The organism is Thermostichus sp. MS-CIW-37, assembly GCF_054060065.1.
Genome location: NZ_JBSSCV010000012.1, coordinates 40,492 through 58,549, shown reverse-complemented (window position 1 = coordinate 58,549; position 18,058 = coordinate 40,492). Strand labels below are relative to the sequence as shown.

The window sequence follows — 18,058 nt, the reverse complement described above, 5'->3', positions numbered from 1 at the left end:
ATGATAATGATTTACACCCGGCATTGCTGAGTCGATAACTGAGCACACAAGGAGCTGAGCCTCAATCATGGTTACTGCCACCGCTACTGCCACCAATGTTGGCTACATCACTCAGGTCATTGGGCCTGTGATCGACGCCGAGTTTCCCAGCGGCAAGCTGCCCGAAATCTACAATGCCCTCAAGGTGGAGGGCACAACCGAAAGCGGCCTGAAGGTTAACGTCACCTTTGAGGTGCAGCAGCTTTTGGGGGATAACCGCGTGCGTGCGGTGGCCATGTCCTCGACCGACGGCCTGGTGCGGGGCATGCCGGTGGTGGATACGGGCGCTCCGATTACTGTGCCGGTCGGGCAGCCCACCCTGGGGCGCATTTTCAATGTGCTGGGAGAGCCGGTTGACCAAGGAGAGCCCGTTCAAGCCCAAGAATTTGCCCCCATCCACCGCAGTGCGCCTCCACTTGTCGATTTGACGATTAAGCCAGAGCCCTTTGAAACCGGCATCAAGGTGATTGACCTGCTGGCCCCCTTCAAAAAGGGGGGCAAGGTGGGCCTGTTTGGCGGTGCCGGCGTCGGCAAGACAGTGCTCATCCAGGAGCTGATCCACAACATCGCTGAGGAGCACTCTGGCCTATCGGTGTTTGCGGGCGTGGGAGAGCGCACCCGCGAGGGCAATGACCTCTACAACGAGATGAAAGAATCCGGTGTGCTGGACAAAGTGGCGCTGGTCTATGGCCAGATGAACGAGCCACCGGGTGCCCGCATGCGGGTTGGCCTGACTGCCCTGACCATGGCAGAGTACTTCCGCGACGTTAACAAGCAGGACGTGCTGCTGTTCATCGACAATATCTTCCGCTTTGTGCAGGCCGGGTCGGAAGTGTCGGCGCTGTTGGGCCGCATGCCCTCGGCGGTGGGTTACCAGCCCACCTTGGCTACCGAAATGGGCAACCTGCAAGAGCGCATCACCTCTACCAAGCAGGGATCCATCACCTCGGTGCAGGCGGTGTATGTGCCTGCTGACGACTTGACGGATCCGGCCCCAGCAACCACCTTTGCCCACCTTGACTCGACGGTGGTATTGTCCCGCAGCTTGGCAGCCAAGGGTATCTATCCGGCGGTGGATCCCCTGGATTCCTCTTCCACCATCCTGCAGGCGGACATTGTGGGCGAAGAGCACTACAACACTGCCCGGGCGGTGAAGCAAACGCTGCAGCGCTACAAAGAGCTGCAAGATATCATCGCCATCCTGGGGCTGGACGAGCTGTCGGAAGAGGACAAGCTGGTGGTGGCCCGTGCCCGCCGCATCGAGCGTTTCCTGTCCCAGCCGTTCTTCGTGGCGGAGGTGTTCACCGGCTCCCCCGGCAAGTACGTGAAACTGGCAGACACCATCAAGGGCTTCCAGCGCATTTTGTCGGGAGAACTGGACGATCTGCCGGAGCAAGCCTTCTACTTGGTGGGCACCATCGAAGAGGCCATCGAGAAAGCGGAGAAGCTCAAGTCCAAGTGAGCCCCAAGCGCTCCTGCCCCTCTCCTCTTGGGAGAGGGGAGCTGTGAATCCCAGCAAGCTGTTGGGAAGGGCCCCGTTGGGTCGCTTGCTTGGGGTTTGCTGCTGTTCGGGACAGCTACAGCTTGCGGGACTGTAGGATGGGCCTCTTCTGGGCCTCTTCCTAGGGATTCTCAGCAACAGGCCCAAAGCGATAGCCCTTGCCGTAGACGGTGTGGATCAATTCTGCTGCCCCGGGCAACCTGAGGCGGCGCCGCAGCAGGCGCACCTGAGCTGCCAAGACATTGCTGCTGGGGGGATCCTCTCCGGCCCACACCTGCTCGTAGATCTGGTCGTGGGTGAGCAACTGGCCGGGGTGGGTCATGAAGTACTCCAGCAGGCGAAACTCTTTTTGAGAGAGGTGGATCATCCGCCCCTGCCGGTAGGCCACCTGGTTCTCCCGATCCAGCTCCAAATCCCCGACCTGCAGGCGAGGGATCCCTTCTCCAGTACCTGTGGTTCGCCGCAAGAGGGCCCGCACCCGCGCCAGCAGTTCCCGCAGCTCGAACGGCTTCACCAAGTAATCATCTGCCCCGGCATCCAGCCCTTCCACCCGGTCGTCTAGGGTATCTTTGGCCGTCAGAAACAGGATAGGGGTGGTGCAATCCACCTGCCGTACCCGCTGGCAGAGGGAAAGCCCAGAGAGCTCCGGCAACATCCAATCCAAGACCAGCAGATCGTAGGGCAGAGCGGGGGACTTTTGCAGCAGCTCCCAGGCCCGCCCTCCTGTGTAGGCGACGTCCACCGTGTAGCCCTCTCGCCTCAATTGCTGGGCCAGAGAATCGGCCAACTCCACTTCATCGTCCACCAACAAAATCCGTGCCATAGGACTCCGTCCCGCTAACGCGAACACCTCAGGACTCGGTCTCGCTGTTGTCTTGGAAACAATGTGGAGCGCTGACGTACTCAGAAAAGGACTCCGTCCCGCCAGAACTGGAGAGCGGCTCAAGCTGCAAGGATAGATTGTAAAGGCGGCGCCGCGTCCAGATGGGGGATCCCTGCAGACGCTGGGCCAACCGGCGGCTGGCTGCAGACCGGGACAGGCCCTCGGCCAGCAATCGGGCCATTTCTTGACGAATTTCCGCTTCCGATTCACTGTCTCCCCGCCCATTCAAGGACTCCGTCCCGCCTCTGGCAGGGTTAGGGCTGGGAACGGCACCCACATATCCCTCAAGCAAGAGGGTGAACTCCCCCCGCGGCGGCTGGGCGGCGCAGTGCTCCAGAGCTGCTGCCAGGGATCCCCGCCAGAAGGACTCGTACAGCTTGGTCAGCTCCCGCGCCAGCACGATCTGCCGCTCCGGGCCGCAGTGATCCAGCAGATCCTGCAGAGTTTGGCGCAGGCGATGGGGGGCCTCGTAAAGGATGAGGGTGCGGGGCTCTTGGGCCAACTGCCGCAGGCGGGCTTGTCGCTGACTGGGTTTAAGCGGCAAAAATCCCTCGAACACGAATCGTTCTGTGGGCAGGCCCGAAGCGGTCAAGGCCGCAACAGCAGCTACCGGCCCCGGCACAGGGATCACCGGGATCCCAGCTTGAATGCAGGCACGCACCAGCTCTTCTCCCGGATCGGAAATGGCGGGGGTGCCGGCATCGCTGATCAGGGCCACCGACTGGCCCGCCGACAGATACTTCAGGAGTTGCGGGATCCGCTGGGCAGCGTTGTGCTCGTGATAGCTGATGAGGCGGGCGGAGATTTGAAAATGTTTAAGAAGCTGGCCGGAGTGGCGAGTATCTTCTGCTGCCACCCAATCCACCTCGCGCAGAACCCGCAGCGCCCGCAGGGTGATGTCTTCGCGGTTGCCGATGGGGGTGGCCACCAAGTAAAGGCTGGCGGTGGGGTGTTCCATCCCGATAACCTATTCTCCGCTCCAAGGGCTTGCTGCCAACAATTGGAGATCACCTCGGATCCCCAGATTAACTTCTCTTGGCCGGTGCCCCGATACCCAGGCATCTGCCTTTCGTGCTAGCGTTGCGTAGCAACAATGAGGAGTGAGGATTGAGAAGTGAGGCTCTTTCCTCTTTTCTCTCTGGAGAAGGATCCCGGTGCGCTTGACAACGCGGGCCACCTATAGCATCAGGGCTTTGTTGGATCTGGCTATGCTCGGCTCCGGGCAAATGGCTTCGGTGCGGGCCATTGCCGAGCGACAGGGGATCCCAGCTCCCTACCTGGAAAAGTTGCTGATTGAGTTGCGCCAGGCTGGCTTGGTTTGTTCCCAACGGGGGGCCCAGGGGGGCTACCGGCTGGCACGGGCACCGCGGCGGATCCCGATTAGCGCCATTTTGGCGGCAGTGGGAGAATCCTTGGATCCTCTCATGGACAGTTCTAATCCTTCAGCCGTGCATCCGGCGGAGCGGCTGGACTGGGTGACGGAAGCCCTGTGGAAGCGGATCGCTCGGCAAGTGCAGCAGGTGCTGGAGGAAACCACTCTGGAAGATCTGTATTTTGATGCCCGGAGCTGGCAAGCGGCTCAGGATCAGGAGAGTGGATTTGTGGTTTGAGCCTGCTGGCGGGATGGAGTCATCGCTGTTTTTTCCGGCCCAACCGACTGCCGGGCTGGTGCTGGCGGCAGCTTTGGTATTGGATTACCTGCTGGCGGATCCCTGGGGTTGGCCTCATCCAGTGCGGGTGATGGGGGCTGTTATTGCCTGGGGGCAAGGCTATATCCTCAAGCACTGTTCGACTCCGCAAGCACAACGGTGGGGCGGGGCAGTGCTCACCCTAACTTTGGTGGGGGGATCCTACGGCATAGGCTGGGGGCTGGTCGCCATCGGCAATGCCATCCACCCCTGGGCAGGGATCCTCGTGCAGGTGATCCTGATGGCCAGTTGTCTGGGAGGGCGCAGCCTGCGCTTTGCTGCGTTGGAGGTGTTGGATCCCTTGGAAAAAGGGGATCTGCCGGAGGCCCGTCAACGGCTCAGCCGCTACGTGGGGCGGGATACAGAGCACCTGACGGAGCCGGAGATTTTGCGGGCGGTGATTGAGACGGTGGCCGAAAATACCCCCGACGGAGCGACTGCCCCTCTGTTCTACGCCTTCTTGGGAGGGGCACCCTTGGCCTTGGCCTACAAGGCCAGCAGCACTCTGGATTCGATGGTAGGCTACCGCCATCCCCCCTTCACCCATTTGGGCACGGTGCCGGCCCGCTGTGAGGATGGGCTGACTTGGCTGCCCTGCCGCCTGACGGTGCTCACCCTGGCCCTGCTCAGCCGGGATCCCTGGGGGTTTTGGCAGCGGTGTCGTCAGGATGCGCAGGCGGATCCCAGCCCCAATTCCGGGTGGAGCGAAGCGGCTTTTGCCTGGCGGCTGCAGATCCAACTGGGGGGAACCAATTTCTATCGCGGGATCCCGAAGGTGAAACCCAAATTGGGGAGCCCGGCTCGCCCTTTGACCCCGCAAGTGGTGCAGGAAAGTTTGGGGCTGCTGCGACAGGTTGTTTGGATTTGGGGGAGTTTGATGGTGGGAGTGACATACTCCCATCACTGACCCTACGGGTACAGCGTGGGCTTCGCGCTTCAAAGTGCTACGCACCGCTGACGCGAACGGGGAGCCTACGCAAGAACCCTCCACGCGCAGACACGGAATGCCCTACCGCGTAGTTGTACCAGATTCCGGCAACGCCGTTTTGTACAACCATGTTGATTATAGTACAGAATATATCCGCCTTTCATCCCGACCCTCCTGCTGTTACAGAGAGTGCGGGGCTTCCCGACGAGCTAGCTAAACGGCTTGGAACGTCGCATGCGCATGGACAAGAGCTCCGGGATCCGAGAGCTTTTCTATCCTAAGGGGTAGGCTAGCTCAGCACCCAGCGCTGCAGGGCAATGCCGAGCAGCAGGCCAAGGCCGCCGAAGCGCACCACTTGCCAAAAGGTGGCAGGGACAGGATTAAACACCTCTAGCACATAAGCCTGGAGGCGTTGCTCCAGTTGGCTGGCTTCGGCTTGGATTTCAGCCCATTGTTCAGGGGAAAGCTGGGCCATGCGCTCCAGTTCCCGCAGATCGGCAAGGCGAGCCTGGAGACTCTGGAGTTTTTCCTGCAGAGCCTCGAGAGAATCGGAGGGAAAGGATTCCGTCCGAATAGCGCGAAAGGACTCCGTCCCGCTATCGCGATTGGGGTTGGCCGTCACGGCTGGGCCTTTGTAGGGGGGTAGGCTTGGGGAGAACGGGATCCGGCAAATCCGGTTTGGATCTCGTTGAAGGGTTTGGCTTTGATCAGCCCTGGGGGAACGGGATCCAACTTGAAGAGGGCGCGAATAGCGTTTTCCACCTCGGTGATGGGGCGGTTGCCGACGGATTGATAGACGATATTTCCCTCTGGGTCGAAGAGGAGGGTTTGAGGCACTTGTCCGGTGTAGTATTGGCCGCGCTCGTCGCCGGGTAAGAGGGAATCGACCGAGTAGGGAATGAAATAGACTCCCAGCCCGTAGCGAACCTGCAGGTTGGCAATGGTGGCAGCGTATTTTTTGCAATCGCTGCTGTCATCGATGTAGTACACAAGGAGGGCCGGGATCCCTTGCTCTTTTGCCTGCTTCAGGGAGACGCGGGGGGGGATCATGCCGCCGTTGGCCCCGTAGAGGGCAAAGATGTTGCCATCGTAACGGTCGTCGTTGAGCAGAGCACTGGCGGGAGGGGAAAACCAACCCGTCAAAGTGATGAGCAGAGCCACCAGGAAGATACGAAGCAACAGCATGATCTCATGCTCTTCTGTGGAGGGATCCTTGGCGATCAATCTTTAGAGGTGGGGGATTTTCTCATTGTGCCATCTTGCGCTGTCGCTGCGTCGTTGCCGTTCAACACTGACGCGACCAGGGTCGAGGTGGAGACGGAAGAGCATGGGCTTGTATGCGCTTGAAAAAAGCCCAGAAGGTCAACTTCACGTTCGGGGACCCAAAAGTAAGCGAAACGGGCCTGTTAGCGGCTACAGGCTCAAGCGGCAAAATGAATGCGCAGGTAGTCTTCTTCCATCTTGGCGCGGGCCGGGGTCATGGCCGCCAAAGTCTGAGGCAGCACCAAGTTGCGGCGGTGGTTGCCGATGCGGATGTTCAGCTCATCCCCGGTTTTGGTCAATTCCACCCGCTCTTTCGGGATCCCGGGCAGGTAAAGATCCAGTCGGTACTGGCCGTTGTCGGTCACCACATTCAGAGTTTGCTCGGCATAGAGCACGTCCGCCGGGTTGCGATCCCCCCAAAGGTCTTTTTTCAGGCGGGCCAGGGCATCCCACCCCACCAACTCCTCGGAGTACAGCGGGATCTCGAAGACCGGCAGGGGGGCAAAGTTTTCGTGGATTTCCTGCCGATATCTTTGCTGGGCAGCCTTCCAAGCGGCAAAGTAGGGATCCACCACTCCATCCGGCAAGATGCGGTTGGCGATCACCAAATCGGTGGCCACCCCGTAGAGGCTGAGGTAGGCGTGGGCCCGCAGCGATTCTTTGATCACCATCTTTTCCGGGTTGGTGACCAGCCGCACGGAGGTGATGCGGTTATCGGTGAGGATGCGCTCCAGCCGCTCGATCTTCTGATAGAACTCATAAGGAGCATCCAGCACCTGGTCATTGGGCAGCGGGATCCCGGTCAGCCCCTTCACAATCGGCTCGGCAATAGGACGCAGCATTTGCGCCAGCCCCTGCAGGGGTTTGTAGAACCTGCGCATGTACCAGCCAGAAACATCCGGCAGGCTCAAGAGGCGCAGGGCCGTGCCTGTAGGGGCCGAGTCGATGATCAACACATCGAACTTGCCTTCGTCGTAATGGCGATTCACCCGCACTAGGGCAAAGATCTCATCCATCCCTGGCAAAATCGCCAGCTCCTGTGCCTGCACCCCATCTAGCCCTCGCGCCTGCAACACCTGGGTAATGTAGGTTTTGACGGATCCCCAATTCAGCTCCAGTTCGTTGAGGGCGTCCAGCTCCGCCCCCCAAAGGTTAGGTTTGACCTCGACCGGCTCATGGCCCAAGGGCTGATCGAAGCTATCGGCCAGAGAGTGAGCCGGATCTGTGCTCAGCACCAAAGTTTTCAGGCCAATCTCGGCACAACGCCAGCCGGTCGCCGCCGCCATCGAGGTTTTGCCGACTCCACCCTTGCCGGTCATGAGGATGATGCGTTGCATGAGAGTGCCATTTACATTCTTTTACATCCCTAGCCTAACCGATTTGCTGTGCTCTTCGAGAGGCAGCCAAGGGGTTGGGGTGCAGCCAGCAGGTAAACTATTCATTTGGTTGCCCAATGATGGCCAAGAAACTGACGGCAATGATGGCCAAGAAATCAAGCCTGTTGCAGGCATGTGGGAGGTGTGTGATGATCTGTCGCTGGCGGAGTGTGTTGCTGGTTGCCATCCTGACACTGGGGCTATGGCTGGGATCCCTTCCTGTGCAAGCGGCTGCTGTCCTGCCCCGAGAGCTGCAACAACTGGAGCAACAGGTGGAGCGGCTGCAAAGCCTGGTGGAGGCGGAGGACTGGTTGGAGATTCGCTCCTACATCCACGGGCCGATGGGACTCACTCGTAAGACCTTGACCGGCCTGGCGGCTACCCTGCCGGATAAGCAAAAGCGGGAAGTGCTGCGCCTGGCCAAGGAGATGGGCCGCAGCTTGGAACAACTGGACTTTGCTGCCAAAGCCTATGACCAACCTGAGGTGGAAGCAGCCCAAGCCAAGGTGAAAAAGACGCTGCAGGAGCTGGAGGCTGCGTTTTCCTAGTGGGGATCCCTTCTCTCTTTGGCGAATAGCGTCGTTTCAGGTTAGGGTGAGACGCCTGGGCTGCTGAAAAAAGCCTTCTGACCCCATGCGTTATTGCTCCGCAACGCTGACGCGACGACGCGACCAGCGTTTTAGGTGGTTTTAGGTGTGGGTGAGTGCCTTAGTTTGAATCGAAATGACATAAAAGCACTCCAGAAAAGCAGGGATCCCCAAACAGGGATCCCCGATTTTATTTGGCCGGAGCCGCAAGCCAAGCTAGGGCTGCCGCCGGAAGCTCCTGACTTCCAAAACCGGCCCTACCTGAGCCACCGTCACCATGTCTTCTTTGATCTGTCCCTGGATGGTGACCTCTAGCCCCTCTTGCAAGAGCTCTTTGGGGGCACGGAAAAGGGCGTAGTGCTCGCCGGAAGGCAGGGTTAGCACCCACACCCCCCCTTCAATATCCAGGAACTGGATGGTACCGCTGTACTCTTGCATCACCGCCTCAGCGCCAGCCCGGTTGCCGTGGACTGAGATTCCGTAGCCGCTTGCGCTCCCAAGTAGGCCAGGCCCAGGCAGAGCAAGCCATTGAAGAGCAAGAAGGAGCGACCCAACCAAGCAGAGGATCCAAGCCATAGCACCCCCTCATAAAACAGGGATCCGGACAAGAGCAGATGCGAGGCCATGCCGATGCACAGGCCGATCACCGCCCAGCGCCAGCGCCGATGGCCCAGGAGCAGCAACATCAACAGGCCCGGGATCAACACGCTGGCAAATAGGGGGTTCAAGGCATTGGTCTGGGCAAAGGCGGTGCCCAACTCCGGCAGGGAGCTGCCCGCCAGTTGGAAGGGCCAACGGGGGCCACCGACAATCGCCAGCCCCTGTAAGGGGAAGAGACCGGCGCTGCCCAACAGGATCCCGGCTAGCAAAGGCACCGTCTGCAGCAACCGCTTGGGAGCCAGCCACCAGCGGATCAGCACCAGGATGATGTATCCGCCCACCACCATCAGCAGCTTGGGCACCAGGGCAATCGGGCCGCCATCGAACCAGAAGCGCGGGTTGAGGTAGCCATTGTTGTTCAGGTACTGCAGGAAGTCCTTCAGCCAGAGCACCAAGGGGTTTTCGTCCTGTTGTCCTGTGGCCCTGGCCAGCGCCTTGGCCGCATCCAAACGACCGGCCCCGTAGAAGTTCTGTTTGTCGCCGGGCACCGGGGTAGCCGACATTTTCAGCACTTCTTCCACCTTGTCCGGGTCTTTGATGCCCTGAGCCTGGATCAGGGCTGCCACACCGGCTACGTGGGGAGTGGCCATGCTGGTGCCTTGGAAGTAGGCAAAGACCGGCTCGTTGGGGTTACGACGGTTGATGGTTTGCTGCAGGATGCCGTACTCGGGGTGATCAGGCGTTTTGGCTCCGCCGGGAGCAGAGATGTCCACCCCCACCCCATAGTTGGAGTAGGGGGCTTTCTCCCCGTTGGGCCCCGTGGCCGAGACGGCGATCACATGCGGGTAACGGGCCGGGTAGCTCACCTGGTTGGAGTTTTCGTTGCCAGCGGCTGCGATCACCGTCACCCCTTTGCTATGGGCATAGGCCACTGCCTCTTCCATCAGTTGGGCAGAAGCGCGGCTACCCAGGCTGAGGTTGATGATCGTAGCCCCGTGGTCGGCAGCATAGCGGATCCCTTCCACCACATCCGACAGGGATCCAAAGCCATTGGCATCCAACACCCGTACCGGCATGATCTTGGCCTTGAAGGCAATGCCGGCTACACCCAAGACATTGTTGGTGGATTGGGCGATGGTTCCCGCCACATGGGTGCCGTGGCCGTTGAGGTCTTCCGGATCCTCATCGTCATCCACAAAGTCGTAGCCCTTCACAAATTGGGTTTGGGCTAGATCCGGCACTCGTGTTACTCCCGTGTCCACCACGGCTACCGTCACCCCTTCCCCTTGGGAGATGTCCCAGGCTTCCGGCATGCGGATGGCCCTGAGGTTCCATTGCTGGGGATAGAGGCGGTCATTGGGCACGAAAGCCGCCTGGAATTGATAGTTGGGGTGAGCATACTCGATCAAGGCTTCGTCGGTGAGCCGCTTAACCAGCCGCCGCGTGGATCCCAGGTGGTTGGCATCCACGTCAAACAGATAGATCGCTTCCTGGCGGGCAAAAGCGCTGTCGCTGCTGGGGCGGAGCGTCAAGTGATACTCTTTAGCGATAGCAGCAATCTGACTGGGGGTGGCCGTGTTTACAAAATTGACCACGATGCTGTCGTAGGGGGCGGATCCCTTGCCGCAAGCCGTCAACAGCAAGGCCATCAAGCCGGCGCAGCAAAGACCCAACCAGCGTCTGAATTTCATAATTCACGCCCTCGGGATCCAAAATTGTTGCAACCAGTATGCCCTCTGGATTGACAATTGACGAGATGAGAGCCGGCATGGGGGCAAAATTGCCAGAAGGTGCAATCTTCGCCGCGCAAGAAGGGATCCCAGCCCTGCCGAGAAAGTGCTATGACAAGATGAGCGTAAATTGCCGCTTGGAGGGGGGAATCAGGATCGATGGATAGAGTCTTGCAGCTCATGATCCAGGGTTGGTATTACTCCATCCCCCTGTTGACGTTCTCGGTCTTCTCGGTGGCCTGTTGCATTGAGCGGGTGCTGTTTTGGTGGAAGATCACCCATCGGCAGGAGGAGGTGGTGCAGCAAGCCCTGAGCCAGTACCGGCGCAACCCGCGCGCTGCCCAGTATTTGCTGGAGCAAAATGCCGATTTGCCGATTGCCCGCATCTTTTTGGCCGGGTTGGAGCTGAACGAGGCCAGCCCGGAAGATTTTAAGCTGGCTCTGGAAACGGCCCTGGCGGCAGAAGTGCCTCTGCTGAAGCGCTTCAACACGGTCTTCGACACCGTAATCACCGTTGCCCCCTTCTTGGGCTTGTTGGGCACCGTCACCGGCATCATCCAGATCCTCAGCTCCATTCAACTGGGGGATATCGGCGGCACCGATACCCAGGGGGTAGGTCGGGGGATCGCCGAAGCCTTGTACTCGACGGCCTTTGGACTGATTGTGGCTATTCCCACCCTGTTGATTTCCAACGTCTTCCGCTCTTTGTACCTGCGGCAACTCTCTAAGATCCAAGAGTACGGCGGCATGCTGGAGCTGCTGCATCGGCAGCGGCAAGAGATGCAGGCCCAACAGCTTTCCCAGTATTCCTACACCCAATCTAGCCCCAGTGGCAGCTCCACCCTTCCCCCCTACTCCTCGCTTGAGCCCTCCTAACCTATGCGCATCCCCGAAGAGAACTTCCGAGCTGGCGAGATCAACATCGTGCCCCTGATCGATGTCATCTTCTCGATCCTGGTGTTTTTCGTGATTGCCAGCCTGGTGCTCACCCGCTCCGAGGCTCTGGATGTCAACCTGCCGGATGCCACTACAGCTGAAGTTCGTCTGCAGCCGGATGTAACGGTGAGCGTGACGGCGGAAGGACAGATTGCCGTCAATCAGGAGAAAATTGCCGATATTTCTGCCCTGATCCCGGCAGTGGAACGCATCCTGGCCGAGAAGCCGGCTGAAGGGCGGCGCTTGGTGGTGATCAACGCCGATTTGGCGCTCTCCCACGGCAAGGTGGTGGAGGTGATGGATACTCTGCAGCGGGTGCCCAATGTCAGCCTGGCAATTGCCGCCCGCCGCCCCAGCAGTAATCGGTAGCCAGCTTAGGATTTGGGCCAGTTTTGTCAAATATAGTCATTTCAGGTTAGGGTGAGACGCCTAGGCTACTGGTCGCGCCAGCGGGACGGAGTCCTTGAAAAACCTTCTGGCCCTCTGCATTATCGCTCCGCAACGCTATTGCTCTGCAACGCCGACGCGACCAACGTTTGGGGTGTGGGTGCAGTGTCCTGGTTTAAATCGAAATGACCATAGACCCAGTTTTCCGGTAAGCTCATTTGCTAACCCGCTCTCTAGCCTGGGGGTGAGGGGTCATCCTGCGCCCAGCACCTGAATCAGGAGTGCCTTTTGCACATGTAGGCGATTTTCCGCCTGATCCCACACGCGGGACTGGGATCCCTCCAATACTTCAGTGGTGATTTCCTCTTCCCGGTGGGCCGGCAGGCAGTGCAGCACAATGGCTTCCGGATCTGCCTGTTGCAGCAGCTCGGCATTGACCTGGTAGGGCAGAAAGGTGGCCTTGCGGGCCTCGGCCTCAGCTTCTTGACCCATGCTGGCCCACACGTCGGTATAGACCACCTGGGATCCAGAGACGGCTTCCTGGGGATCCTGCAGCACCAACACCTGGGATCCCTGGGCCAGAGTGCGGGCTTGCTCCACCACTGCCGCATCCGGCTCGTAACCGGGGGGGGTGGCGACGCGGATGTGGATCCCGCTCATGGCACAACCCAACAGCAGGGAGTGGGCAACGTTATTGCCATCGCCGCAATAGGCCAGGGTCAGGCCCGCCAGTTGGCCAAAGTTCTCCTGAATGGTGAGCAGATCGGCCAACACCTGACAGGGGTGAAACTGATCGGTGAGGGCGTTGATCACCGGAATATCGGCATACTCGGCAAAGGTTTCCAGCTCCTTCTGGTGGTAGGTGCGAATGGCAATCACATCCAGGTAGCGGGAGAGGACGCGGGCCGTATCCTGCAGGGGCTCGCCGCGGCTCACCTGCATCACTGTCGGCACCAGATCGAGGGTGCTGCCCCCGCATTGGGCCATGGCTGCCGTAAAACTGGCGCGGGTGCGGGTAGAAGCCTTCTGAAACAACAGCCCCAACACCCGACCCCGCAGCTCCACCCGATAGGGATCCCGCTTTAACTCAGCCGCCTGGGCTAGCAGGGCCGACAGCTCCGCCGGGGTTAGGTCGCTGAGCTTGAGCAGATCCCGTCCGACCAAATTCATGGATCCCGCGATCTTCGACCCCGCCATTGTGCTACGCGCCACCTACAGAAACAATAAAAGCATTTTCAACCCAGGGTTGGTGGACAGTCCTCAAGGGTTTGGCCATTCCCTCAACCACGGCTTCAGGAATGTCCATCTCAAACCCATCAAAACCGCTCCCAACACCGGCTAACGTGAAGAAGAACGAATGGCCTCTTGGGCCTGTTGCCGACGGGCAGAGATCTGAGCCTGCAGAGCCTGGATGGCAGCAGCGTACTGTGGGTCGGCTGGGGTGGCCACCAGCTCTCGGTTCTGGCTGAGCCGCTTCAGATCTTCCTCGGACAATTCCACCAAAATATCGGGGGTAATGCCCTTGTGGTCAATGTCGTTGCCGTTGGGAGTGCGATAGCGGGCGATGGTCACCGCCAGCCCCGAGCCATCAGACAGGGGATGCACCGACTGCACCAGGCCCTTGCCGAAAGTTTGCGTGCCGACGATCACGGCGCGCCGGTTATCCTGCAGAGCCCCCGACAAAATCTCGCTGGCGCTGGCCGAGCCACCATCCACCAAAACGGCCAAAGGTTTATCGGTGAGGGCCGTGTTGTTGGCCGTCAGGCGATCCTGCTCCCCTTGGCGGTTCACCGTCGAGACGATGCTGCCCCGGTTGATCCACATGCGGGCAATCTCGGCGCTGGAGTAGAGCAGCCCCCCTGGGTTGGCGCGCAGATCCAGAACATAGGCGGCTACCCCTTGTTTTTCCAGCTCGCGAATGGCTTGGCGCACCTTCTCGGCGGCGTTGCCGGAAAACTGGGTGATGCGAATGTAGCCGATGGGCAGGCCGTTCTCCTCGTGAACCTTGTAGCGCACGGTGGCCAGCTCAATTCTTTCCCGCACCAAATCGAACACCTTCAGCCCTTCCCCCTCGCGGCGAATGGTCAGCCGCACCCGCGTACCCGGCTCGCCCCGAATGAGGTTGACTGCAGCGTTGGTGTCCATGCCTTCGGTGGACTTGTCGTCGATGCGCACGATCACGTCTTTGGATTTGATCCCAGCCCGGTCGGCAGGAGACCCTTCAATGGGGGAGATCACCACCAGCTCGTTTGTCTCCTGATCCATGCCCAGCGTGATCCCCACCCCGGTCAGCTCACCGGATGTATCGATTTGCATGCTGGCAAACTGATCCGGATCCAGAAAGCGGGTGTAGGGATCGTTCAGTTTCTTCAGGGCTTCCCGGATGGCCGCGTAGGCATCTTCTCGGGTGGCATACTCTCGGCTGAGCAGATCCCGCCGCACCGCTTCCCAATCCAGGGAATTAAAAGACGGATCCACATATTCCCGATTGACAATTTGCCAAACCTCGTCCACCACCTCTTTGGGATCCCGGCGAAACCCCGCCCAACCCGGCATAGATAGCTGCACGCCGACCAGCGACACCGCTGTCATCACCGCAGCCGTTGCACTAACCACAAACCCACGCTTTCTCATTGGCTCTCCTGGAAGGCGCTAAATCGAGGTTGACGAGGTGGATCTCTAATCGTCAGGGAACTGGGTTTCGAGCAAGGGTCTTCCCCTATCCAAACTTCAGCTTAGAAGCATCGAGAGCAAGGAAAGGCTCCCCTGCTGCAGCAAGTGGGATCCAGACTTTGGTAGGCTACAGATACCCCCAAGCGACTGTGCCCAACCTAGCATAGGGATCCCTTCTGGGGGTGCTCCTGGGATCACAGTTCAACACAACTTATCCTCACAGCTCTTCTTCATATCAATGGGCACCTTTGCCCCTGTTTGACTCTATGTCCCTCGCCACCGATTGCCCCAGCTCGCTTGCCTCTGCTTCAGACCGCCCGCTGCTGTCCCAAGTGCAGTTGGCCCGCGCTGCTGCCCAACACACGGCCACCTTGCCCACTGCCATTAAGAATGCCGCTCTAGAGGCCATGGCCACTGCCTTGGTGGAGCACCAAGAGCCTATCTTGGCCGCCAACCGGGCGGACTTGGAGCGGGCAGCAGAGATGGTGAAAGCCGGGGAGTTGTCGGCATCTGCCTATGCCCGCCTGAAGCTGGATGCCCACAAACTGGCCGACATGGTGGCCGGAGTGCGGCAGGTGATCCGGCTGGGGGATCCGGTGGGCCGAGCTTTGCTGATCCGGGAACTGGACGAGGGGCTAATTTTGGAACGGCGCACCTACCCTTTGGGGGTGCTGGGGGTGATCTTCGAGTCGCGGCCCGATGCTCTGGTGCAAATTGCTGCCCTGGCGGTGAAAACCGGCAACAGCGTCTTGCTCAAGGGGGGATCCGAAGCTTTGCTCTCCTGTCAAGCCTTGATGGCGGCCATCCAGGCGGGCCTGCAGCAGATCCCAGAGTTTCCCCAGGGATCCCTGCAGTTGCTCACCAGCCGCGCCGAGGTCAAGGCCCTACTGCAACTGGAGGGGCTGGTAGACCTGATCATCCCCCGCGGCTCCAGCAGCTTTGTCCGCTACATCCTGGAGAATACCCGCATCCCGGTATTGGGCCATGCCGATGGCCTGTGTCACCTGTACGTGGATCGGGCAGCGGATGTGGACATGGCGATCAAGCTGACGGTGGACAGCAAAACCCAGTACCCCGCTGCCTGCAATGCCATCGAGACTCTGCTGGTTCACGAGGCCATAGCCCCCCACTTTTTGCCTCTGGCGGTCAAGGCCCTGCGGGAAAAGGGGGTGGAATTGCGGGGGGATCCCCTCTGCCGCGAGCTGGTGCCCGATCTGATCCCGGCCACCGAGGACGACTGGAGCACCGAGTATGCCGATTTGATCCTCTCTATTAAAGTGGTGGGCTCCCTTGACGAGGCCATTGCCCACATCCAGCAGTACGGATCCCGCCATACCGAGGCGATTGTGACCGAAGATGCCGCCGCCGCCCGGCGATTTCTGGATGAAGTGGATGCGGCAGGGGTCTTTCACAATGCTTCCACCCGCTTTGCCGACGGGTTTCGCTATGGCTTCGGGGCGGAGGTGGGCATCAGCACCCAAAAACTGCCGCCGCGCGGGCCGGTGGGCTTAGAAGGCTTGGTGACCTACCGCTACCAACTGCGAGGGCAAGGACATCTTGTAGCCGACTACACGGGCCCCCAGGCCCGACCTTTTCAACATCGGGATCGCCTGAACAACACCGGCTTAGCTTAGCTGCAAAAGCCGGCTGTACAAACCGGCTGTACAAAGCAGTCGTTCACAAAAACCGTTCTCCTCGTCTTCGCGGCTCCAGGTTGAGGTAAATTAAAAAATAGCTTCGTGATTGCCAAGGGTTGCGCTTTGCGGCGCGCTATGGTGTGACAATGGACTACCGGGTTCCGGGTTTGATGTTATGGGCTTGAGCGCCCTAGATGTAGCGCTTTGCATTTTGGCCTTTTGTTATTTCGATTAGGAGCTTCGCTGGATCATGCCTGTGCGTCTGTATGTTGGAAATCTGCCGGAAGAGGTGGATCGTCAGGCACTGGAGAAGCTCTTTCGCTCTGCCGGTGAGGTCATTTCCACCAAGGTGATCCGGGATCGGAAGACAGGCAAATGCCGCGGCTTCGGCTTTGTAACGGTAAACACCCAAGAGCAGGCGCAGCAGTACATCGAAAAGTTCAACGGCCACAGCTTTGGGGATGTCAACTTGCGCATTGAGCTCGCCCAGCCGCGCGACCGAGGGGAAGAAGGCGAATCCAAAACAGCGACCTCTGAGCCTTCATCCAAAGAGTCCAGAGGTTCCAAAGATTCCAGAGCGTCCAGAGATTCTGAGGCCAAGGGCTCTAAAGAGTCGGCAGAAAACCCTGCCCCCAGCAAAAAGCAACGCCAGCGCGGCAATAAGGGTGGGCGCTCCACCGTCGTCGCCGAAAGTGAGGCAGCCTCTGAGCCGGATCCCCGCTGGGCCAGCCAGTTGCAGCGGATCAAGGAGCAGCTTCTGCAGGCCACCAATTCCTAACCCCCCCAAAAGGAGTAATAGACACCGTCGGTCTCTGACGGTAGGCTGGGTGAGTTGCGACGGCTCTAGGCATGTTTGAGAGGGGGGTTGGGATGCATAGGCTGGTGAGGATTTTTCGCGCTTGGGGGCGGAGCTTGGCCCGGGCTGGACTTTTGTTCGGGCTGACGGTTCTGCTGGGAGTGGGAAGTGGAGCTCCGGTTTTCCTACCAGCGGCGGCGGCTGCCCCGGCAGATTTGGAAGAGCAGGTGCTGCAGATCATTCGAAAGAACCCCCAGGTGATTCTGGAGGCCGTACAGGAATACCAGCAGCGACAGTACCAGGAGCAGCAGCAGCAACAGCAGCGGCTGGCGGAAGAATTTGGCCGTCAACTGCGGGAGAACCCACGCGCCGTCATCGGAGATTCCCCTCGGCTGGGATCCGACGCTCTGCGGTTAGTGTTGGTGGAGTTCTCCGATTTTCAATGCCCCTTCTGCGCCCGCGCCCACAGCACCCTCAAGCAGTTCATGGCCGACCATGGAGATGAGGTGACCTTGGTGTACAAGCACCTGCCCCTGACCAGCATCCACCCAGAAGCGATGGCGGCTGCCCGGGCTGCTTGGGCCGCCCAACGTCAAGGTAAGTTCTGGGAGTTTCACGACGAGCTGTTTGCCAACCAATCCCAGCTTGGGGATGGGTTTTATGTGGCCACTGCTGAGAAGCTGGGCCTGAATATAGAAAAATTCAATCGGGATCGGCGCAGTCGGGCGGCAGAACGCGCCATTCAGCGAGATATCGACCTGGCCTCTCAACTGGGCATCGGCGGCACTCCCCATTTCATCTTGAACGGCATTGCCTTCTCCGGTGCGCAGCCGCTGGAGGTGTTTGAGCAGACGCTGCAGCAGGCTAAGCAAGCCCTCTAGGAAAAATGCTCCGCACTGCTATTGAAACAGGTGGTGTATTGCAAACAGGTGGTGCAACGGCTGGCCTATCCTTCTTACCAGCCTCGCCCAGTTGCCCAAACGCTCCGTCCTTGAGGAGGGCTTTACGGTAGGCTCAGGGCAGTGGCAGGATAG

General features: G+C 59.7%; 19 protein-coding genes. 10 read left to right on the top strand and 9 right to left on the bottom strand.

Annotated features, from left to right (window positions below; translation table 11 throughout):
- Positions 1 to 67 precede the first annotated feature (67 nt).
- A complete protein-coding gene (gene atpD, locus ACVWYZ_RS07290; RefSeq protein ID WP_414407185.1) occupies positions 68 to 1,501 on the top strand; it encodes a F0F1 ATP synthase subunit beta in 1,434 nt (477 codons plus the stop codon).
- A 160-nt stretch (positions 1,502 to 1,661) separates the two neighbouring features.
- Here the strand turns inward: atpD and rppA are convergent, their stop codons facing one another.
- Both rppA and rsmI read right to left on the bottom strand, forming a co-directional pair.
- Entirely contained in the window at positions 1,662 to 2,363 is a 702-nt protein-coding gene (gene rppA, locus ACVWYZ_RS07285; RefSeq protein WP_457466655.1) for a two-component system response regulator RppA, read from the bottom strand.
- A 28-nt stretch (positions 2,364 to 2,391) separates the two neighbouring features.
- Positions 2,392 to 3,381 (bottom strand): 16S rRNA (cytidine(1402)-2'-O)-methyltransferase, encoded by a 990-nt coding sequence (gene rsmI / locus ACVWYZ_RS07280; RefSeq protein ID WP_457466654.1) that lies wholly within the window; start codon positions 3,379 to 3,381, stop codon positions 2,392 to 2,394.
- 196 nt (positions 3,382 to 3,577) lie between these two features.
- Between rsmI and ACVWYZ_RS07275 the strand changes: the two genes are divergently transcribed.
- Together ACVWYZ_RS07275 and cbiB are read left to right on the top strand one after the other, a co-directional pair.
- Positions 3,578 to 4,033, top strand: a complete 456-nt coding sequence (locus ACVWYZ_RS07275) for an Rrf2 family transcriptional regulator (protein WP_457466653.1) — start codon at positions 3,578 to 3,580, stop codon at positions 4,031 to 4,033.
- A gap of 13 nt (positions 4,034 to 4,046) precedes the next feature.
- Entirely contained in the window at positions 4,047 to 5,018 is a 972-nt protein-coding gene (cbiB, locus tag ACVWYZ_RS07270) for an adenosylcobinamide-phosphate synthase CbiB (protein ID WP_457466652.1), read from the top strand.
- A 310-nt stretch (positions 5,019 to 5,328) separates the two neighbouring features.
- Here the strand turns inward: cbiB and ACVWYZ_RS07265 are convergent, their stop codons facing one another.
- The 3 genes from ACVWYZ_RS07265 to ACVWYZ_RS07255 all read right to left on the bottom strand — a co-directional run bounded on the left by ACVWYZ_RS07265 (position 5,329) and on the right by ACVWYZ_RS07255 (position 7,639).
- Complete coding sequence (locus ACVWYZ_RS07265; protein WP_457466651.1) at positions 5,329 to 5,661, bottom strand: hypothetical protein; 333 nt, start codon at positions 5,659 to 5,661, stop codon at positions 5,329 to 5,331.
- On the bottom strand, positions 5,658 to 6,224 hold the full coding sequence (locus ACVWYZ_RS07260) for a thylakoid membrane photosystem I accumulation factor (protein WP_457388580.1): 567 nt from the start codon (positions 6,222 to 6,224) through the stop codon (positions 5,658 to 5,660). The genes ACVWYZ_RS07265 and ACVWYZ_RS07260 overlap by 4 nt, the downstream gene beginning before the upstream one ends.
- A 236-nt stretch (positions 6,225 to 6,460) precedes the next feature.
- Positions 6,461 to 7,639, bottom strand: coding sequence for a TRC40/GET3/ArsA family transport-energizing ATPase (locus ACVWYZ_RS07255; protein WP_457466650.1), 1,179 nt, complete (start codon positions 7,637 to 7,639; stop codon positions 6,461 to 6,463).
- Between the two features lie 188 nt (positions 7,640 to 7,827).
- Between ACVWYZ_RS07255 and psbQ the strand changes: the two genes are divergently transcribed.
- On the top strand, positions 7,828 to 8,226 hold the full coding sequence (psbQ, locus tag ACVWYZ_RS07250; RefSeq protein WP_414356854.1) for a photosystem II protein PsbQ: 399 nt from the start codon (positions 7,828 to 7,830) through the stop codon (positions 8,224 to 8,226).
- 255 nt (positions 8,227 to 8,481) lie between these two features.
- Here psbQ and ACVWYZ_RS07245 read toward each other — a convergent pair whose 3' ends face one another.
- Together ACVWYZ_RS07245 and ACVWYZ_RS07240 are read right to left on the bottom strand one after the other, a co-directional pair.
- Positions 8,482 to 8,703 carry a hypothetical protein gene (locus ACVWYZ_RS07245; RefSeq protein ID WP_414356853.1) on the bottom strand — a complete coding sequence of 74 codons (222 nt, stop codon included), beginning with the start codon at positions 8,701 to 8,703 and terminating at the stop codon, positions 8,482 to 8,484.
- A complete protein-coding gene (locus tag ACVWYZ_RS07240; protein ID WP_457466649.1) occupies positions 8,703 to 10,556 on the bottom strand; it encodes a S8 family serine peptidase in 1,854 nt (617 codons plus the stop codon). The genes ACVWYZ_RS07245 and ACVWYZ_RS07240 overlap by 1 nt, the downstream gene beginning before the upstream one ends.
- Before the next feature lie 198 nt (positions 10,557 to 10,754).
- Between ACVWYZ_RS07240 and ACVWYZ_RS07235 the strand changes: the two genes are divergently transcribed.
- Positions 10,755 to 11,471: a MotA/TolQ/ExbB proton channel family protein gene (locus ACVWYZ_RS07235; RefSeq protein ID WP_049749560.1), complete on the top strand. Its 717-nt coding sequence runs from the start codon at positions 10,755 to 10,757 to the stop codon at positions 11,469 to 11,471.
- Between the two features lie 3 nt (positions 11,472 to 11,474).
- Positions 11,475 to 11,900: an ExbD/TolR family protein gene (locus ACVWYZ_RS07230; protein ID WP_414352051.1), complete on the top strand. Its 426-nt coding sequence runs from the start codon at positions 11,475 to 11,477 to the stop codon at positions 11,898 to 11,900.
- Positions 11,901 to 12,170: 270 nt separating this feature from the next.
- Here ACVWYZ_RS07230 and argF read toward each other — a convergent pair whose 3' ends face one another.
- Positions 12,171 to 13,088, bottom strand: coding sequence for an ornithine carbamoyltransferase (argF, locus tag ACVWYZ_RS07225; protein WP_457466648.1), 918 nt, complete (start codon positions 13,086 to 13,088; stop codon positions 12,171 to 12,173).
- Here argF and ACVWYZ_RS07220 point away from each other — a divergent pair.
- Positions 13,087 to 13,260 carry a hypothetical protein gene (locus ACVWYZ_RS07220; RefSeq protein WP_414357621.1) on the top strand — a complete coding sequence of 58 codons (174 nt, stop codon included), beginning with the start codon at positions 13,087 to 13,089 and terminating at the stop codon, positions 13,258 to 13,260. The two genes, argF and ACVWYZ_RS07220, sit on opposite strands and share 2 nt — an antisense overlap.
- On the opposite strand, the gene ctpC is transcribed toward ACVWYZ_RS07220, so the two are convergent.
- Positions 13,257 to 14,552, bottom strand: a complete 1,296-nt coding sequence (gene ctpC / locus ACVWYZ_RS07215; RefSeq protein WP_414416663.1) for a carboxyl-terminal processing protease CtpC — start codon at positions 14,550 to 14,552, stop codon at positions 13,257 to 13,259. The genes ACVWYZ_RS07220 and ctpC overlap by 4 nt on opposite strands.
- Positions 14,553 to 14,857: 305 nt before the next feature.
- Between ctpC and ACVWYZ_RS07210 the strand changes: the two genes are divergently transcribed.
- The 3 genes from ACVWYZ_RS07210 to ACVWYZ_RS07200 all read left to right on the top strand — a co-directional run bounded on the left by ACVWYZ_RS07210 (position 14,858) and on the right by ACVWYZ_RS07200 (position 17,905).
- Positions 14,858 to 16,225, top strand: coding sequence for a glutamate-5-semialdehyde dehydrogenase (locus ACVWYZ_RS07210; protein WP_457466647.1), 1,368 nt, complete (start codon positions 14,858 to 14,860; stop codon positions 16,223 to 16,225).
- Between the two features lie 253 nt (positions 16,226 to 16,478).
- On the top strand, positions 16,479 to 17,006 hold the full coding sequence (locus ACVWYZ_RS07205) for an RNA recognition motif domain-containing protein (RefSeq protein ID WP_457466646.1): 528 nt from the start codon (positions 16,479 to 16,481) through the stop codon (positions 17,004 to 17,006).
- Between the two features lie 92 nt (positions 17,007 to 17,098).
- The gene (locus tag ACVWYZ_RS07200) at positions 17,099 to 17,905 is read left to right on the top strand and encodes a DsbA family protein (protein ID WP_457395970.1); all 807 of its coding nucleotides are present in this window, start codon (positions 17,099 to 17,101) and stop codon (positions 17,903 to 17,905) included.
- Positions 17,906 to 18,058 lie beyond the last annotated feature (153 nt).

Bases quoted from the DNA above. Each gene is read 5' to 3' on its own strand.
- atpD (WP_414407185.1), top strand. From the start codon at position 68: ATGGTTACTGCCACCGCTACTGCCACCAATGTTGGCTACATCACTCAG.
- rppA (WP_457466655.1), bottom strand. From the start codon at position 2,363: ATGGCACGGATTTTGTTGGTGGACGATGAAGTGGAGTTGGCCGATTCT.
- rsmI (WP_457466654.1), bottom strand. From the start codon at position 3,381: ATGGAACACCCCACCGCCAGCCTTTACTTGGTGGCCACCCCCATCGGC.
- cbiB (WP_457466652.1), top strand. From the start codon at position 4,047: ATGGAGTCATCGCTGTTTTTTCCGGCCCAACCGACTGCCGGGCTGGTG.
- ACVWYZ_RS07260 (WP_457388580.1), bottom strand. From the start codon at position 6,224: ATGCTGTTGCTTCGTATCTTCCTGGTGGCTCTGCTCATCACTTTGACG.
- ACVWYZ_RS07255 (WP_457466650.1), bottom strand. From the start codon at position 7,639: ATGCAACGCATCATCCTCATGACCGGCAAGGGTGGAGTCGGCAAAACC.
- psbQ (WP_414356854.1), top strand. From the start codon at position 7,828: ATGATCTGTCGCTGGCGGAGTGTGTTGCTGGTTGCCATCCTGACACTG.
- ACVWYZ_RS07245 (WP_414356853.1), bottom strand. From the start codon at position 8,703: ATGCAAGAGTACAGCGGTACCATCCAGTTCCTGGATATTGAAGGGGGG.
- ACVWYZ_RS07240 (WP_457466649.1), bottom strand. From the start codon at position 10,556: ATGAAATTCAGACGCTGGTTGGGTCTTTGCTGCGCCGGCTTGATGGCC.
- ACVWYZ_RS07235 (WP_049749560.1), top strand. From the start codon at position 10,755: ATGGATAGAGTCTTGCAGCTCATGATCCAGGGTTGGTATTACTCCATC.
- ACVWYZ_RS07230 (WP_414352051.1), top strand. From the start codon at position 11,475: ATGCGCATCCCCGAAGAGAACTTCCGAGCTGGCGAGATCAACATCGTG.
- ACVWYZ_RS07220 (WP_414357621.1), top strand. From the start codon at position 13,087: ATGGATCCCGCGATCTTCGACCCCGCCATTGTGCTACGCGCCACCTAC.
- argF (WP_457466648.1), bottom strand. From the start codon at position 13,088: ATGAATTTGGTCGGACGGGATCTGCTCAAGCTCAGCGACCTAACCCCG.
- ctpC (WP_414416663.1), bottom strand. From the start codon at position 14,552: ATGAGAAAGCGTGGGTTTGTGGTTAGTGCAACGGCTGCGGTGATGACA.
- ACVWYZ_RS07210 (WP_457466647.1), top strand. From the start codon at position 14,858: ATGTCCCTCGCCACCGATTGCCCCAGCTCGCTTGCCTCTGCTTCAGAC.
- ACVWYZ_RS07205 (WP_457466646.1), top strand. From the start codon at position 16,479: ATGCCTGTGCGTCTGTATGTTGGAAATCTGCCGGAAGAGGTGGATCGT.
- ACVWYZ_RS07200 (WP_457395970.1), top strand. From the start codon at position 17,099: ATGCATAGGCTGGTGAGGATTTTTCGCGCTTGGGGGCGGAGCTTGGCC.